The 14,717-nt window shown below is 65.6% G+C and carries 17 protein-coding genes; 6 read left to right on the forward strand and 11 right to left on the reverse strand.

From position 1 onward, the window contains the following. The first annotated feature begins 2 nt into the window (after positions 1–2). From C7I84_RS03465 to C7I84_RS03485, 5 genes are all read left to right on the forward strand, one after another. On the forward strand, positions 3–791 hold the full coding sequence (locus tag C7I84_RS03465; RefSeq protein ID WP_106770769.1) for an SDR family NAD(P)-dependent oxidoreductase: 789 nt from the start codon (positions 3–5) through the stop codon (positions 789–791). A gap of 153 nt (positions 792–944) precedes the next feature. Next, on the forward strand, positions 945–1,958 hold the full coding sequence (gene tauA / locus C7I84_RS03470) for a taurine ABC transporter substrate-binding protein (protein ID WP_106770770.1): 1,014 nt from the start codon (positions 945–947) through the stop codon (positions 1,956–1,958). A gap of 107 nt (positions 1,959–2,065) precedes the next feature. Beyond that, positions 2,066–2,839, forward strand: a complete 774-nt coding sequence (locus tag C7I84_RS03475) for a taurine ABC transporter ATP-binding protein (RefSeq protein WP_106770771.1) — start codon at positions 2,066–2,068, stop codon at positions 2,837–2,839. Further along, a complete protein-coding gene (locus C7I84_RS03480) occupies positions 2,836–3,696 on the forward strand; it encodes an ABC transporter permease subunit (protein WP_106770772.1) in 861 nt (286 codons plus the stop codon). The genes C7I84_RS03475 and C7I84_RS03480 overlap by 4 nt, the downstream gene beginning before the upstream one ends. Positions 3,697–3,965: 269 nt before the next feature. Then, entirely contained in the window at positions 3,966–4,976 is a 1,011-nt protein-coding gene (locus C7I84_RS03485; RefSeq protein ID WP_106770773.1) for an isopenicillin N synthase family dioxygenase, read from the forward strand. 239 nt (positions 4,977–5,215) lie between these two features. On the opposite strand, the gene C7I84_RS03490 is transcribed toward C7I84_RS03485, so the two are convergent. The 6 genes from C7I84_RS03490 to C7I84_RS03515 all read right to left on the reverse strand — a co-directional run bounded on the left by C7I84_RS03490 (position 5,216) and on the right by C7I84_RS03515 (position 9,261). Next, a complete protein-coding gene (locus tag C7I84_RS03490) occupies positions 5,216–6,091 on the reverse strand; it encodes an SDR family NAD(P)-dependent oxidoreductase (protein WP_106770774.1) in 876 nt (291 codons plus the stop codon). After that, positions 6,088–6,858, reverse strand: coding sequence for a hypothetical protein (locus tag C7I84_RS03495; protein WP_106770775.1), 771 nt, complete (start codon positions 6,856–6,858; stop codon positions 6,088–6,090). The genes C7I84_RS03490 and C7I84_RS03495 overlap by 4 nt, the downstream gene beginning before the upstream one ends. A 9-nt stretch (positions 6,859–6,867) precedes the next feature. Continuing rightward, positions 6,868–7,455, reverse strand: a complete 588-nt coding sequence (locus tag C7I84_RS03500) for a protein-S-isoprenylcysteine O-methyltransferase (protein WP_106770972.1) — start codon at positions 7,453–7,455, stop codon at positions 6,868–6,870. Positions 7,456–7,468: 13 nt separating this feature from the next. Then, positions 7,469–8,128 carry a hypothetical protein gene (locus tag C7I84_RS03505; protein WP_106770776.1) on the reverse strand — a complete coding sequence of 220 codons (660 nt, stop codon included), beginning with the start codon at positions 8,126–8,128 and terminating at the stop codon, positions 7,469–7,471. 165 nt (positions 8,129–8,293) lie between these two features. Continuing rightward, the gene (locus tag C7I84_RS03510; RefSeq protein ID WP_106770777.1) at positions 8,294–8,431 is read right to left on the reverse strand and encodes an ABC transporter; all 138 of its coding nucleotides are present in this window, start codon (positions 8,429–8,431) and stop codon (positions 8,294–8,296) included. A gap of 242 nt (positions 8,432–8,673) precedes the next feature. Continuing rightward, entirely contained in the window at positions 8,674–9,261 is a 588-nt protein-coding gene (locus C7I84_RS03515) for a L,D-transpeptidase (protein WP_106770778.1), read from the reverse strand. 222 nt (positions 9,262–9,483) lie between these two features. On the opposite strand from C7I84_RS03515, the gene C7I84_RS03520 reads away from it, so the two are divergent. Next, the gene (locus C7I84_RS03520) at positions 9,484–10,236 is read left to right on the forward strand and encodes an SDR family NAD(P)-dependent oxidoreductase (RefSeq protein WP_106770779.1); all 753 of its coding nucleotides are present in this window, start codon (positions 9,484–9,486) and stop codon (positions 10,234–10,236) included. Between the two features lie 131 nt (positions 10,237–10,367). Here C7I84_RS03520 and C7I84_RS03525 read toward each other — a convergent pair whose 3' ends face one another. From C7I84_RS03525 to C7I84_RS03545, 5 genes are all read right to left on the reverse strand, one after another. After that, entirely contained in the window at positions 10,368–11,192 is an 825-nt protein-coding gene (locus C7I84_RS03525) for an SAM-dependent methyltransferase (protein ID WP_106770780.1), read from the reverse strand. A 28-nt stretch (positions 11,193–11,220) separates the two neighbouring features. After that, positions 11,221–12,591 (reverse strand): APC family permease, encoded by a 1,371-nt coding sequence (locus C7I84_RS03530; RefSeq protein ID WP_106770781.1) that lies wholly within the window; start codon positions 12,589–12,591, stop codon positions 11,221–11,223. Positions 12,592–12,989: 398 nt separating this feature from the next. Next, entirely contained in the window at positions 12,990–13,376 is a 387-nt protein-coding gene (locus C7I84_RS03535; protein ID WP_106770782.1) for a c-type cytochrome, read from the reverse strand. Positions 13,377–13,610: 234 nt separating this feature from the next. Then, positions 13,611–13,988, reverse strand: a complete 378-nt coding sequence (locus tag C7I84_RS03540) for a cytochrome C oxidase subunit IV family protein (protein ID WP_106770783.1) — start codon at positions 13,986–13,988, stop codon at positions 13,611–13,613. Positions 13,989–13,997: 9 nt separating this feature from the next. Then, positions 13,998–14,711 (reverse strand): heme-copper oxidase subunit III family protein, encoded by a 714-nt coding sequence (locus C7I84_RS03545; protein WP_106770784.1) that lies wholly within the window; start codon positions 14,709–14,711, stop codon positions 13,998–14,000. Positions 14,712–14,717: the final 6 nt, after the last annotated feature.

Raw genomic sequence — 14,717 nt, forward strand, 5'->3', positions numbered from 1 at the left:
AGATGGACTTGAACCTTCGCGGGAAAGTCGCGGTGATCACCGGCGGGAGCATCGGCATCGGGCTGGCCGTGGCAGATGCGCTGGCCGCGGAAGGCGTCGACGTCGTCATGGCGGCACGCCAGCCGGAGCGGCTGGAGGAGGAGGCGAAGCGTGTTGCCGGACGCCATGGCGTCAGGACGTTGCCGGTCGCCTGCGACGTCGCCACCGCCGAAGGTACGAAAAATCTGATCGCGGCGGTCGAAAGCTTCGGCGGCGCCGACATCCTGATCAACAATGCCGGCTCGGGCAGCAACGAGACGATCATGGAGGCGCCGGACGAGAAGTGGCAGCACTATTGGGAACTGCATGTGATGGCGGCGGTGCGGCTGGCGCGGGGCCTCGTGCCGGGCATGAAGCGGCGCGGCGGCGGCGTCATCCTGCACAATGCCTCGATCTGCGCTACGCAGCCGCTCTGGTACGAGCCGATCTACAACGTCACCAAATCGGCGCTGATGATGTTTTCCAAGACGCTGGCCAACGAGGTGATCAAGGACAATATCCGCGTCAACACCGTCAATGCCGGCCTCATCCTCACACCGGACTGGATCAAGACCGCCAAGCAGCTCACCGCCGACAAGGGTGGCGACTGGGAAGGTTATCTCCAAGGCGTCGCCGACGAATACGCGCCGATCCGGCGCTTCGGCAAGCCGGAGGAACTCGCCGCCTTCTTCGTCTTTCTGTGCTCCGACCGGGCCTCCTACTCGGTCGGCTCGACCTATTATGTCGACGGCGGCATGCTGAAGACTGTGTGAGGCCGTCGCGGCGTACGCGATCCCGAAATGCCCACCGCAAGGCTTGCGCCGGGAATATTTTTCCGGAGGGGTGCTTCCTGTGGAATGAATTAACTCTACAAGAACGATAGAATTAAGGGATCATGGATGTGTCATCCTTTGGAGATCACATCCATGTCCATTCTTTCCCGGCGCATGCTCCTGCTCTCGACGGCGGCGCTCGCCGCCGCGGTCACCGTCGCACCGGCCTCGGCCGACGACCTCAAGATCACCATCGCCTACCAGACGGTCGTCGAGCCGTCGAAGGTGCCGCAGGCCGACGGTGCCTACGAAGCGGCGACCAGGGCAGCCATCGACTGGCGCAAGTTCGATTCCGGTGCCGACGTCATCGCGGCGATCGCCTCCGGCGCGGTCGACATCGGCTATGTCGGGTCGAGCCCGCTGGCCGCCGCAGCCAGCCGCGAACTGCCGATCGAGACGATCTTCGTCGTCGGCCTCATCGGCGAATCCGAAGCATTGGTCGCCCGCAACGGCTCAGGCGTCGAAAAAGTAGCCGACCTCCCCCGCAAGAAGGTGGCCGTGCCCTTTGTCTCGACCACCCACTACAGTCTGCTGGCGGCGCTGAAGCATGAGGGCGTCGATCCCAAGTCGGTCGAGATACTCAACCTCAGGCCGCCGGAGATCGCCGCCGCCTTCGAGCGCGGTGACATCGATGCAGCCTATGTCTGGGATCCGGCGCTCGGCCAGATCAAAACCGGCGGCAAGACGGTGCTGGATTCGGCAAAAGTGGCCGAATGGGGCGCGCCGACCTTCGACGCCTGGATCGTGCGCGCCGACTTCGCGGCGGAACATCCGGAAGCCGTGCGCGACTTCGTCAAGGTCACCGGCGCGGCCTATGCAGAGTATCTCGCCAAGCCGGACGCGTGGTCGACGGCGTCGCCGCAGGCGGAGAAGATTGCCAGGCTGACCGGCGCAAAGGCCGAGGAGGTGCCGCAGCTGCTGAAGGGCTACGTCTTCCCGACGCTCGAGGAGCAGGCATCGACGACGTTCCTCGGCGGCGACACCGTCAAGGCGGTCGCCGCCACGTCCGAGTTCCTGAAGGAGCAGGGCAAGATCGACGCGGTGCTGCCCGACTACTCCAAATTCGTCACCAGCAAATACGTCTCCGAGGCGCTCGCCTCGAATTGACGGGGATGCGGCGGCCTCAGACCGCGCCCCGTCCGCCCGCCGGAACGTGACGAGCGCCTCCGGCGGGCGGACGTTCTTTCGTAAAAGCATGATCCTCGGGAAAGCCGATGCCGAAACTCGTCCTCGACCAGGTGTCCATCCGCTATGACGGCCAGCCGCGGCCGGCCGTGGAGCGCGTATCGCTCTCGATCGCCAACGGCGAGTTCGTCGTGCTGGTCGGCCGTTCGGGCTGCGGCAAGACCTCGCTGCTCAACGTCGCCGCGGGTTTCCTATCGCCGGCCGATGGCAAGGCGGCCGTGGATGGCGAGCCGATCGTCCGGCCGGGCGCCGACCGCGCCGTCGTGTTCCAGAACGACGCCTTGTTCCCGTGGCTGACGGCGCGTGAGAACGTCGCCTTCGCCCTGCGGCTGCGCGGGGTGGCGCCGGCGCAACGGAGCCGGCGGGCGGACGATCTGCTGTCGCTGGTCAAGCTGCAGGGCAGCGGCGACAAGCGCGTCTGGGAGCTGTCCGGCGGCATGCGCCAGCGCGTAGGCCTTGCCCGGGCGCTTGCGGCCGAGCCGAAGTTCCTGCTGCTCGACGAGCCGCTGGGCGCGCTCGATGCGCTGACGCGCGAGCGCATGCAAACCACGCTGCTCGATATCTGGGCCGCCAGCCGGGCGGGTGTGCTGATGGTCACGCATGGCATCGAGGAAGCGCTGGTCCTTGCCACTCGGATCGTCGTCCTGGCGCCGCATCCGGGGCATGTGGTCGGCGTCTTCGAGCCGACGTTCGGCCGCCGCTATCTTGCCGGAGAGCCGATCCGCAACATCAAGGCGGACCCGGCCTTCGCGGCGGCCCGCGGCGACCTGACCGATGCGATCTTCCAGGGAGAGCCGGCATGACGATGTCCTCCTATTCCGAACGGCCGGTGGCCAAGGCCGAACGTCCCGATCCGGTCGCCGTGCCGTGGCCGCCGGTCCGCCGGAGGAGCGGGACTGTCTCGGCGCGCACGATCAGCGCCGTCACGCTGCTCGCGCTGCTGCTCGCATGGACGCTGGCGGCGCGGCTGCAACTCGTCTCGCCGGTGTTCCTGCCGTCGCCGCTCGCCGTCTGGGGCAAGTTCCTGTCGGTGGCTCAGCAGGGTTTTGTCGACGCTACGCTGTTCCAGCATCTTGTCGCCAGCCTGGGGAGGGTCTTTGCCGCGCTGGCGGCGGCGGTGCTCGTCGGCGTGCCGGTCGGCTGGGCTATCGGCGCCACCACGATCGGCCGCGGCATCTTCGATCCGCTGCTGGAATTCCTGCGGCCGATCCCGCCGCTCGCCTATCTGCCGCTGATCGTCATCTGGTTCGGCATCGGCGAGCCGTCGAAGGTGCTGGTCATCGCCATCGCCATGCTGGCGCCGATCGCACTGTCGACGGCGGCGGGCGTGCGCGGCGTCTCGCGCGAACGCATCAACGCCGCCCGGTCGCTCGGCGCGACCCGCGTACAGGTGGTGCGGCATGTCGTGCTGCCGAGCGCACTGCCTTCCACCCTGACCGGCCTGCGCATCGCGCTCGGCGCCGGCTGGACAACGCTGGTGGCGGCCGAACTGGTGGCGGCGACGCGTGGCCTCGGCTTCATGATCCAGTCGGCAGCCCAGTTCCTGGTGACGGACGTGGTGGTGATGGGCATCCTGGTGATTGCGGCGGTGGCGTTCGCGCTGGAATTCGTCATCCGCAGGATCGAGCGGGCGCTGGTGCCCTGGGCCGGACGCGACTAGTCGCCGATGGCGTTCGATTCGTCCGGGGATGCGAGCCGACGTCCCGACTTGCGCCCGTACGACTGCGGAAATTTTGCCCGTCGGCCGGGCGATCTTTGGTTCGGAAATCTTCCCTTCGCGAATCCGCGAGCTGCCCGATTCCTTCAGACGCGTCGGCAAGCATGGCACTGTTTCGGCGTCGATGCCGCCTGTCATCAGAGGCCGCCCGGAAGAGTATGTCTCGGCCGTCACGACGGCGCTGCATCGCGGCTGCAGGGAAGGACTCCACCATGACCAGACTTGTACCAGTCCTCGACCTTTCCGGTTTCGACAGGGGGCCGTCGGAGCGCCGCGCCTTCTTGGCGGATCTGCGTTCGGCGGCCAGGGATGTCGGATTCTTCTATCTGTCCGGCCACGGCATCCCGATCGACCGGATGGACGAAGTGCTGACCACCGCGCGAAAATTCTTCGCGCTGCCGGACACCGACAAGTTGGTCATTGCCATGGTCAACTCCTCGCAGTTTCGCGGTTACACGCGGGCCGGCGGCGAACTGACGAAGGGCAGGGCCGACTGGCGCGAGCAGCTCGACATCGGCGTCGAGCGCAAGGCGCCCGAGCGCCAGCCCGCCGGACCAGCCTGGACGCGGCTGGAAGGACCGAACCAGTGGCCTGCTACCTTGCCCGAGCTAAAGCCGGCGCTGCTCGGCTGGCAAGACAAGGCGGCAGCCGTTGCGCTACATCTGCTGCGGGCCTTCGCCCTGGCGCTCGATCAGGCGGAAGACGTCTTCGAGCCCATCCACACGGGAGGCGCCAACCACCGCATGAAGATCGTCCGCTATCCCGGGCGTGACGCCGTCGGAGACGATCAGGGAGTCGGCGCTCACAAGGACAGTGGCTTTCTGACTCTGCTGCTGCAGGATGGAATCGGGGGGCTGCAGGTCGACTATGACGACAAATGGATCGACGTCGACCCCATTCCCGGAACACTGGTCGTCAACATCGGCGAATTGCTGGAACTTGCCTCGAACGGATATCTGCGGGCGACCGTCCATCGCGTGGTTGCGCCGCCTGCCGGGGTGGAGCGTATCTCGGTGCCCTTCTTCTTGGGAGCCCGGCTGGACGCCGCCATTCCACTGCTCGACCTGCCGGCTGAGCTGGCAGCGCAGGCGCGCGGCCCGGCCAGCGATCCGGACAATCCGCTGTTCCGCGACGTCGGCGCGAATCTCCTGAAGACTCGGCTGCGCTCCCATCCGGACGTCGCCCGCCGCCACTACGCGGACCTTTTGGAAATCAATTCCTGATCCGGGCGATCCAGTACCGGCAGAATTGGATGTTTTTTTCTCGCGGGACGGGAAATTGAAAATCTGATGATTGGTTTTTTACACGCGTAAAGCCCATAAAGGTCGTGCTACCCGGCGGTTCTCCTCCCATTGTCGCCGGGTGGTGTTCCCCTCTGGAGGTTTATCAACCTTCATTTGGCCGGGCCTTTCGAGCCCGGCCTTTTTTCGAAACCGATGAAAAGCGAAAGCGCCTTGGGGCGTCATTCGCAGCCGCGCAAGCGCCGGAGCCCGGTGGCGCCATGACATTTCCTGAAGGGGCGGCCTGAACCGCAGGGGCAGGGGTCGTTGCCGCGCCGCTGCAGCTTGCCGACCAGCGGCAGCAGTATCGCCGACGGCAGGAGGGCCGAGGTCAGGATCGCCAGTTTCGCCACCGCGCCGGGCACCACAAGGCGGCGACCGGCCTTGAAGCCGCGCCACGCCTGTTCCGCGACGTCCTGGGCAGAGATTTTCGGCAGGTACTGGAAAAGGCGGGCGCGACCGGCGCCGGAGCGTTCGAGGAACTCGGTCGCGACGGGGCCGGGAGCAACGCAGGTGACGGTGACGCCGGTGCGCCGCAGTTCCTGGTGCAGCGCCGTGGAGAAGGAGCGCACAAAACCCTTGCTGGCGTAGTAGAGCGCCATGTAGGGGCCGGGAACGAAGGAGGCCACGGAACCGAGATTGATGACGCCGCCCCGCTTGCGCGCGACCATGCCCGGCAGGAAATGCAGGGTGAGGGCGGTCAGCGCACGGATGTTCAGGTCGACGATGCCGACCTGATCGGCGGCGGGAAGCGCCGTCGCGGCGCCGCGCATGCCGTAGCCGGCGCTGTTGACCAGCACGTCGCAGGCAAGGCCGTTCTGCGCCAGGAAGTTTTCGAGAGACATCGGCGCGTCGGCCGCCGTGAGATCGAGCGCGAGCGGGAAGGGCTCGCCTCCGGCCGCCCGAACGTCGGCCGCGGCGGCGGCGAGATCGACGGCCGAGCGCGCCACCAGCACGACCGCGCCGCCGTCGCGGGCGGCGACCTTGGCGATCTCGCGCCCGATGCCGCGCGAGGCGCCGGTCACCACGACCGCAGGCCGGACCTCCGGCGGCGTCACGGCGCTGCCCTCGCCGCGGCAGGGCCGCTGCCGATGCGCCGCACCTCGTCGGCCACGGGCCCGTTCAGGATCTGCTCGAATCGCTCCAGCGCACGCGCCACATTGGCGCCGTCCATCACCCGGTGGTCGTAGTGGATGCGGACGTCGACGGACCCGTCGGCGCCGATCGGCCCATAGTTGAGCAGGGTGGTGAGCGGCGTCAGCGGATTGAGCGATTCGGCGCCCAAGCCGGAATAGACGGAGAGCTGGAACGTGCCGAAATAGTTGGCGCGCTGGCGGCCGATGTTCAGTCCCAGCCACATCATCAGCCAGCGGACCGGGCCGGGCAGCCGGGCGATCCTGAGGGCTCGGCGGAATTCGCCGAACTCAAGCACCGGCGTGGATCGGGCCGCGCGGATCGCGGCGTCGAGTTCGCCGATCGGACGGCGCTCCGGCGCGCGGATGCGGCTGAGCAGCACCGCGCGCTCGCCATCATGCTCGCGCTCGTGTGCGATGGAAGCGACGCTGGCCGGATATTCATAGAACTGCGGCCAAGGCAGCTTCACATAGGCGCGCCGGAACTCCGGTGTTTCGGCGCAAAGCAGCGCATATCCCTTCAGGAACAGCACGGTCCAGGACGGCCGCGGCTGCTGAGCAGTCCTTGCCCCGAGCAGCGGCGCGAGATTCATCCGCCGCTGCACCGTCACCCTCGGCACCTTCATCGAAAAACGCATCAGGTCGCCGACGAGGCGCCTGGCCGCCGACAGCTTGATGGCGCGGCCTCGCATGCTTCCCCCCTAGTAGACGTACGGAATGATGCGCTTCGTCCTTTCCATGTAATCGCGGTATTGCGGGCCGAACGCCTCCAGCATCATACGCTCTTCCTCGTCGACACGGAGGAAGAAAAGGACAGCGAAGCCGAGGAGGCCGGCCAGGCCGATGACCCAGTTCGACAGAAGAAACGCCTGGCCGAGCGCCAGCAGCAGGAAGGACGTGTACATGGGATGGCGCACCAGCGCGTAGGGTCCGCCGCTGACCAGCTTGTGCTGGTCGCGGATCTCCAGGGAGATCGACCAGTTGCGGCCGAGCTCCTTGTGCGACCGGCGGAACGTCCACAGGGCGGTGACAAGGATGATCGCGCCGAGCGCGACGATCCAGGGATTGGCGGAATAGTCGGCAAAGCTCGGAAAGCCGGTCGCGACATGGATCGCGGGCAGGGCGGCCATGCCGAGCAGCGCGGCAGCCAGGCCGACCGTGTCGGATAATGTGCGCTGGCTGGTGACCACTTGCACGCGCCGCGCCCGCCGTTCGAACGGATAGCGGACCACGTACCAGGCAACGACGCCCAGCACCCATAGGATCTTGCCGGCGAGCGCCGTCGACAGGCTCGAGATCACCTCAGCCCGCTCGGACGGCCGTGGTCAGCGAGACGCGGGTTCCGGCGTTCATCTCGCGCAGTTTGGTGACGAACTGCTGCGGCCGAAGCTGGATCGACGGGGTCTTGTAGCCCATCGACCGGGCGATGTCGGCGACGAAGGCGTTGCAGTTGTAGAGTGCCGCGTGCCAGACGGGCGAACTCGCCTGCAGCTTGCGGATAGAGGCGACCACCTTTCGGTATTCGGGCTCGGTGAGCATGACGCGCCAGCTCGCCGACCGGTATTCCTCTTCCAGGTCGCCGTCGCTCCAGCCGGTTTCGGCCGGCACCGGCACCAAATGGCCGAGCACGTAGGGAACGGCGCTTTCCGACTTGGGATGGAGGCCGGCGACCTCGGGATTGATCATCTCGCCGGTCCTGGTGGCACGGCCGAAGACGACATAGGTATGGCCGTAGCTCTTGGCATAGCGCGAGCGGAATTCGATGAAGTAGCGCTGGTCGCCGCTGGGGACCGACGCCGTCGTCTCCTGCCGCTGCGCTGCGGCGGCAGCGGTGGCAACGACCGGAGAGGCAGGATCATCAGCGCCCGATACGAAGCGAGGTCTCGGACTGGTGTCCTGGCATGCAGTAACCGCCATCATCAGCAGGGTGGCGGAGAGTATGCGGCCGACTATGGATTGCATTCCCGCGATTCCACTTCCGAACGCGGATAAGTTCAGACCAGAAGCCAATCCGTGTCTTCAACCTACTATAGAAAACAAGCGACGACGGTCCCAAGGACCGCTGGTCCGGACATGCTCGATGTGGAAGGGCGGTTAGCCCTTCCACATCCAAGCGGGACGAGTCCCTTACTTGTAGACAGGAGCCGGTCCGGTCTCGACGACGGCTGGAGCCGGGGCTTTGCCCTTGCCCTTGCCGATCGTTTCGCAGCCGCTGAGGCTGACGACGGAAATCACGGCCACTACTGCGATTAGAAGTTTGCTCATAAGCAATCCCTCTCCTTACGATGGAATGGGTGTCAACGGCACCGTCCCACAATGGTTGCGGGTCGCAGCAAGGTAGCCGTGAAAGGAGTCCAAGCCTAGTGCAATTAAGACACACCTGCGCTCCGGACTGCCGTTCAGGAGCGACTTTGCGCCCGTAAGCGACGGGCGCGGTTAAGAAATCCTATCGAAGGAGCGGTTCGCGAGGCGGCCGGGCGAATCAATCGCTGATTCGGAAGCGCGAATCAGATGACCAGAACCCGTGTGCCTTCGGGGGTACGGTCGTAGAGGTCGATGATGTCCTCGTTGGTCAGGCGGATGCAGCCGCTCGACACCGCCGTGCCGATGGTCCACGGCTCGTTCGTGCCGTGCAGGCGGAACATCGTGTCGTTTCCGTTGCGATAGAGATACAGCGCCCGTGCACCGAGCGGATTTTGCGGCCCGCCCGGGACACCTCCCGCGTACTGGACCAGATGCGGCTTGCGCCGCATCATGTTAGCCGTGGGAGTCCATGACGGCCATTCCGCCTTGCGCCCGATGGTCGCAATCCCCTTGAGCGACAATCCTTCCTGTCCGACGCCCACGCCATAGCGGGTCGCCCAGCCATCCGGCTCGACGGCGTAGAGATGACGCTCCGAGGTGTTGACGACGATCATTCCCGCCGGCTCGCTGCCGTAATAGCGCACCCGCTGGCGGCGGAAACGCGGATCGATCCGCACGTTGTGGGCGGACGTCTGCGGCGTCACCGCACGCGCGAACGGCATGCAGCCGCTCACCATCAGCGCAAGGCCGCCTAGTAGCAATCCCCGACGGGTCATCGTGAAATTCACCATCCATAAGTTCGACAACTCGTCGGCAGATACCACAACCGCCTTAATCTCCGGTATCTCCAAAACGTCACACTGGACGCCTTGTGATCGCGCCGGCCCGGCTGCATTGGGTACAGACGCGCTCAAGGGATGGAAACAGGGAACACCCTCTGCTTTGATGTCATTGCATACGATAACCAATTTGCTGCGGCCTCCCGCCGCTCCAGGCCATAAGGAAACAAAACCATGAGGCCTCGCTTCGAAGGAAAGGTCGTGATCGTGACGGGCGGCGGCTCCGGCATCGGCGCGGCGGTTGCCAGACAACTCGGCGAGGAAGGTGCCGAGGTCATCGTGGCCGACATCGTTGCCGACACTGCCAGCGGCGTCGCCGGGGAAATCCGGAGCAAGGGCGGCAAGGCCCACGACTTCACCGTCGACGTGTCCGATGCGCAGGCCGTGGAAAAGCTGGTCGAATTCAGCGTGCGCACATGCGGCGGGCTGGACCTTGCAGTCAACAATGCAGGCATCGTCGGTGTCCGCAAGGCTACTGCCGACGTTCCGCTCGAAAGCTGGCACGAACAGATGGCCGTCAATCTGAACGGCGTGTTCTACTGTATGAAATACGAGATTGCCGCCATGTTGAAGCGTGGCGGCGGCGCCATCGTCAACATGTCCTCCGTCCTGGGCACTGTCGGCTTGCCGACCGCGGCCGCCTATACGGCGGCCAAGCACGGCATCATCGGTCTGACCAAGGTCGCAGCGATGGAATATGCGCGGCTGGGCATCCGCATCAATGCCGTGGCACCGGGCCTGATCGACACGACGCTGCTGTCGGAACACGTCGAGGCAGGCGGCCGGCGCATGATGGCGCTGCAGCCGATGGGCCGGCGCGGCAAGCCGGAAGAGGTAGCGGAACTCGTCTGCTTCCTTCTGTCGGAGCAGGCGAGCTTCGTCACCGGCAGCTGTCACCTGGTCGACGGCGCCTACTGCGCGCATTGAAGCCGGTCTCGCCTGGGTGACATTTCGGCCTGGCCGGAATTGCTTGGCTCCAGCGGGCCGGCGGCATGGAGGCATCAGCTCGGCCTCCGCCGCTTGCCTGCCGCGTCGTGCTGTGGGGCGCGGCCCCGTCTTCAGCCCTGCCGGGAAGCGCTCCACTCGCCCCCGCCTTCGATGCTGCCGCTCATCGTGTCGTCCGCCCCGACCTGTCCGGTATAGCGGCGGTCGCCTGCGGTGAAGGTGATCGAACGGCCATCCATCCGCGCGTTGCTGATGGGCTGTGTCTCGCCATTGGCGGTCAGCGTGCCGGCAAGCATCTGATAGGTCTGGGTCAGCGTGAGTTCGCCATCACCCAGGCGCCACTGGCCCTCCACCTTGGCCGGAATGGTCCATTTGTAGGCATTGCAATAGCTCGTGCAATCGCCGCCGGCCTCGACCTGTTCATCCGCCTGCCAGTCGTCCATGTCGAAGGAGTTGGAAACCACACGCGTGCCCGGCTCCATATCGAGCAGGATCGGCCGAAGTCTCAGGTTCAGTTCGGGCAGCAGGAACAGCGTGATGACGGTGGCTTCGGAAAAGTCGGATTCGAAGATGTCGCCTTGCGCGAAGGTGGCGCGGTCCGAGAGCCCGGCCGCTTCGGCATTGCGCCGCGAAAGCGCGACCATATCGTGGTTGTATTCGATGCCGTGGGCGCGCGCGCCGAGCCTGGCCGCGGTGATCACCGTGCGCCCGTCGCCGGAGCCAAGGTCGATGACGTAGTCATCCTTGGTGACTCCGCCCATCTCGAGCATCCGGTCGACGAGTGCTTGCGGCGTGGGCACCCACACCACATCCTTGCCGTCCTGTCCGACCTTCGGAGAGTACGGCTGGTCGGAGGCCATGCCGGCTGGCACGAGAGGGCCGCCGAGCGCCAGGGCGGACACCGTGCAGACGATGGCGATCTTTCGGAAGTTAAACATGGGCTTCTCCTTGTTGGACTTCGGTTCGTCAGTCGCGAAGCGTGGCGGGTGCAGGCGCGGGGGAGCGCTTGGGTCTGGCAGTCTCGCCGTTGCGGCGAAAGAGCAGCAGCACCGCGCCCACGGCGAGAACGCCGACGCCGATGAGCGCCGCGGCGCCCGTATAGGCAAGGCTGGCATGCAGCATGTAGGCGCATGTCAGGCAGAAAAGGATCGGCGTCAGCGGATAGAGAGGCACCTTGTAGGGCAGGACGCGGTCAGGCTCCCGGAGCCGCAGGACGAACACGGCCAGGCCGGTAAGCAGCAGGAACCCCCAGAAGACCGGCGCCGTATAATCGACCATCGCCTGGAAGCCGTCGCGTGTGGCCGCGCCCATCACCACCAGCGCCAGCGCGACGGCACCCTGCGCGATCAGGCCGTTTGCGGGATTGCGGCCGCGCTCGTCCCATTCGCCGACGCGGGGTAGCAGCGTCAGGTCGCGCGCCATGGCGAAGTAGACGCGACCGCCGGTGAAGATCGTCGCGTTCAGCGTCGAAACGGCGGCCACGAGAATGGCAAGGCTTACGATGAACGTACCGGACGGACCCGCCGCCAACGCCATCATGTCGGCGGCGACTGCCTGGGAGGCGCGCAGGCCGTCGAGACCCAGCACGGAAAGGAGCGCGACGTTCGCCAGGACGTAGAGCGTCGTCAGGATTGCGGTTCCCAGCACCAGGACCCTGGCGATGTTCCGCCGTGCGTCCTTGAGTTCGCCGGTCAGATAGGCCGCCTCGTTCCAGCCGCCATAGGTGAGCAGCACGAAGATCATCGCCATGCCGAGGGCAGCCGATTGCGGCGCCGGCGCTGCGGCTTCCAACGCCGGTCCCGGGGAGGCCAGCAGGCCGAAGCCGATGATGGCGGCGATCGCGGCGATCTCCACGAGCGTGACGGCGACCTGCAGCGTCTTGCTCTGCAAGGTCCCGACGACGTTGATCCCTGTGAACAGGATGATCGCCAGCGCAGCGTAGAGAGCGGGGCCGTAGGCGCCGAGCGGCAGGATCCGCGCCGCGTAGTCGCCGAGGACGAAGGCCACTCCGGCGATGGCGCCGGTCTGTATCACCGACGCGCGTGCCCAGCCGAACAGCAGTGCCAGCGGCTTGCCATAGGCGCGGGACAGGAAATGATACTCGCCGCCGGCGTGCGGATGCGCGGCCGACAGTTCGGCATAGCAAAGCGCGCCAATCAGCGTGACGAGCCCGCCAGCGACCCAGACGGCCACGAAAGCCAGTTCGCTGTCGACGTTGGCGGCAACGAGCGAGGGGGTCCGGAAGATTCCGATGCCGACAACCAATCCGACCATGATCGTGACTGCGTCGAAGACCGACAGCGACGCCTGGGGAAGAGAACGATCATGTGCCGGCATTCAGAACCTCGCTTGCCATAGCTGCTCCCACGCCCGCGGCGATCATGACCGCCACATGTCGCAGAGCTCTGTCAGGCAAGCCGGAATGCGTCGCCGAATGTCCCAGGACGCGCGGTCGACATATTTCGGTACAAACTTTCAGGAAGCCGGCGTCGGCATCATGAATGTCGCGTAGGTCGACAGCCTCTCGGCATCAGCGTTGCGATTCGCCGAACTCCGAACCGGCGAACGACGGCACCATGCCGCTCGACCGGATGGTTGGGTGCGCTTTTCGCCAGCAAGCGCCGTTCCGGCCTTGCGGAATAGGGCGAGCCGACCGTGTCCGATCCAGAAAATGCGGGCTGGCATGATCCGCCGGAAGGCCGCGGCGTCAGCGTCGGTCGCCGCGCTGCAGGCTTCTACGGCTTAGGATCAGCCTTGAGATAGGCGATCACGTTGGCCAGGTCCTCGTCCGACTTCAAGCCGGGAAACGCCATCTTGCCCTTCGGGATGACAGCTTTCGGATCGCGGAGATAGGCCGTCAGATTGGCGTCGTCCCATACGAGCCCGCCGGCGCCCGCCTCCTTGATGTTGTCCGAGAATTTGCCGGCAAAGCTCTCGAGAGTGCCGGCCTTGCGGCCGACCACGCCGAGCAGCGACGGGCCTATCTTGTTCTTGTCGGTCTTCGCATCGTGGCAGGACATGCACTTGTTGAAGACCTTCTTGCCGGCAACGGCATCGCCGTCCGCCTGCGCGGCCGACGATATGAGTAGCGCTGCCATGGCGAGGCTTGCCGTCATTCTCATGGGGTATTCCTCCTGTCTTCAACGCGGGACTGGTGGGGCGCCGCCCGGCAGCATGGCTCGGATCACGGCGTGATCCAGAAGCCGAGCAGCAGCAGCACGATGGCGCCAAGGCCGATGATGAGAAGCGTTCTCGTGTCCATGACGCCACTTCCGCTTGTGCTTTCCTGTCCGTGAGCCTGACGCCGGCCGGCGTCTCTGAAGGATTGGGACTTCAAACGCTGTCGGCGGCCGTCCCTACGGGCTGGGCCCGAAGAAGGTGAGCCGGGTCCACAGCGTGTATTCCGACTCGACGGCCATGATCCACACGAAGACCAGCACGGCGATCGGCGGCACAAGGATGGCGTAGACGAGCGCCAGCCGCTCCCAGGCCATGTGCATGAACACGGCGACGATCAGGCCCGCCTTCAGCATCATGAAGATCAGGATCAGCGACCATCGCAGCGCGCCCTGAACGTGGAAATAGTCCACCATGTAGGAGGCGGCGCTGAGGATGAAGAGCCACACCCAGACGACTAGGTAGAGCTTTATCGGGTGCTCCTGATGGGTGTCGGTGGGGACTGCGGCGATCTGGCCGGCATGCATCTCCTGCCCGTGTGCGGTCGCTTCAGCCATGTCCCTTCCTCACCACAGATAGAAGAACGCGAAGATGAAGACCCAGACGAGATCGACGAAGTGCCAGTACAGGCCCATGATCTCGACGCTCTCGTAATTGCCCCGCCGGCTGGTGAAGAAGCCGCGCGCACCGGTGTCGTAGTCGCCGCGCCAGACTTTTCGGGCGATGATGATCAGGAAGATCACGCCGAAGGTGACGTGGGTGCCGTGGAAGCCGGTGATCATGAAGAAGGAGGAGCCGAACTGCGCCGCGCCCCACGGATTTCCCCAGGGACGCACACCTTCCGTGATCAGCTTGGTCCATTCGAACGCCTGCATGCCGACGAAGGTGGCGCCGAGGGCGGCGGTCAGCAGCATCAGGATCGCGGTCTTGCGGCGGTCGCGCCGGTAGCCGAAATTCACCGCCATCGCCATCGTGCCGCTGGAGGAGATCAGCACGAAGGTCATGATGGCGATCAGGATCAGCGGGACGTTCTGGCCGCCAATATGCAGGGCGAACACCTCGCTCGGGTTGGGCCACGGCACGCGCGTCGACATGCGAGCGGTCATATAGGAGAGCAGGAAGCAGCCGAAGATGAAGGTGTCCGAGAGCAGGAAGATCCACATCATAGACTTCCCCCAGGAGACGTTCTTGAACGCCCGCTGGTCGGAGGCCCAGTCGGCGGCGACGCCGCTGAGGCCGGGCCTGAGCTGTCTGTGATCGGTTGCGGTGGTCTCGGCCATCCTCCA

The organism is Kumtagia ephedrae (assembly GCF_003012745.1).
In the GTDB taxonomy this organism is placed as follows: Bacteria; Pseudomonadota; Alphaproteobacteria; order Rhizobiales; family Rhizobiaceae; genus Kumtagia; species Kumtagia ephedrae.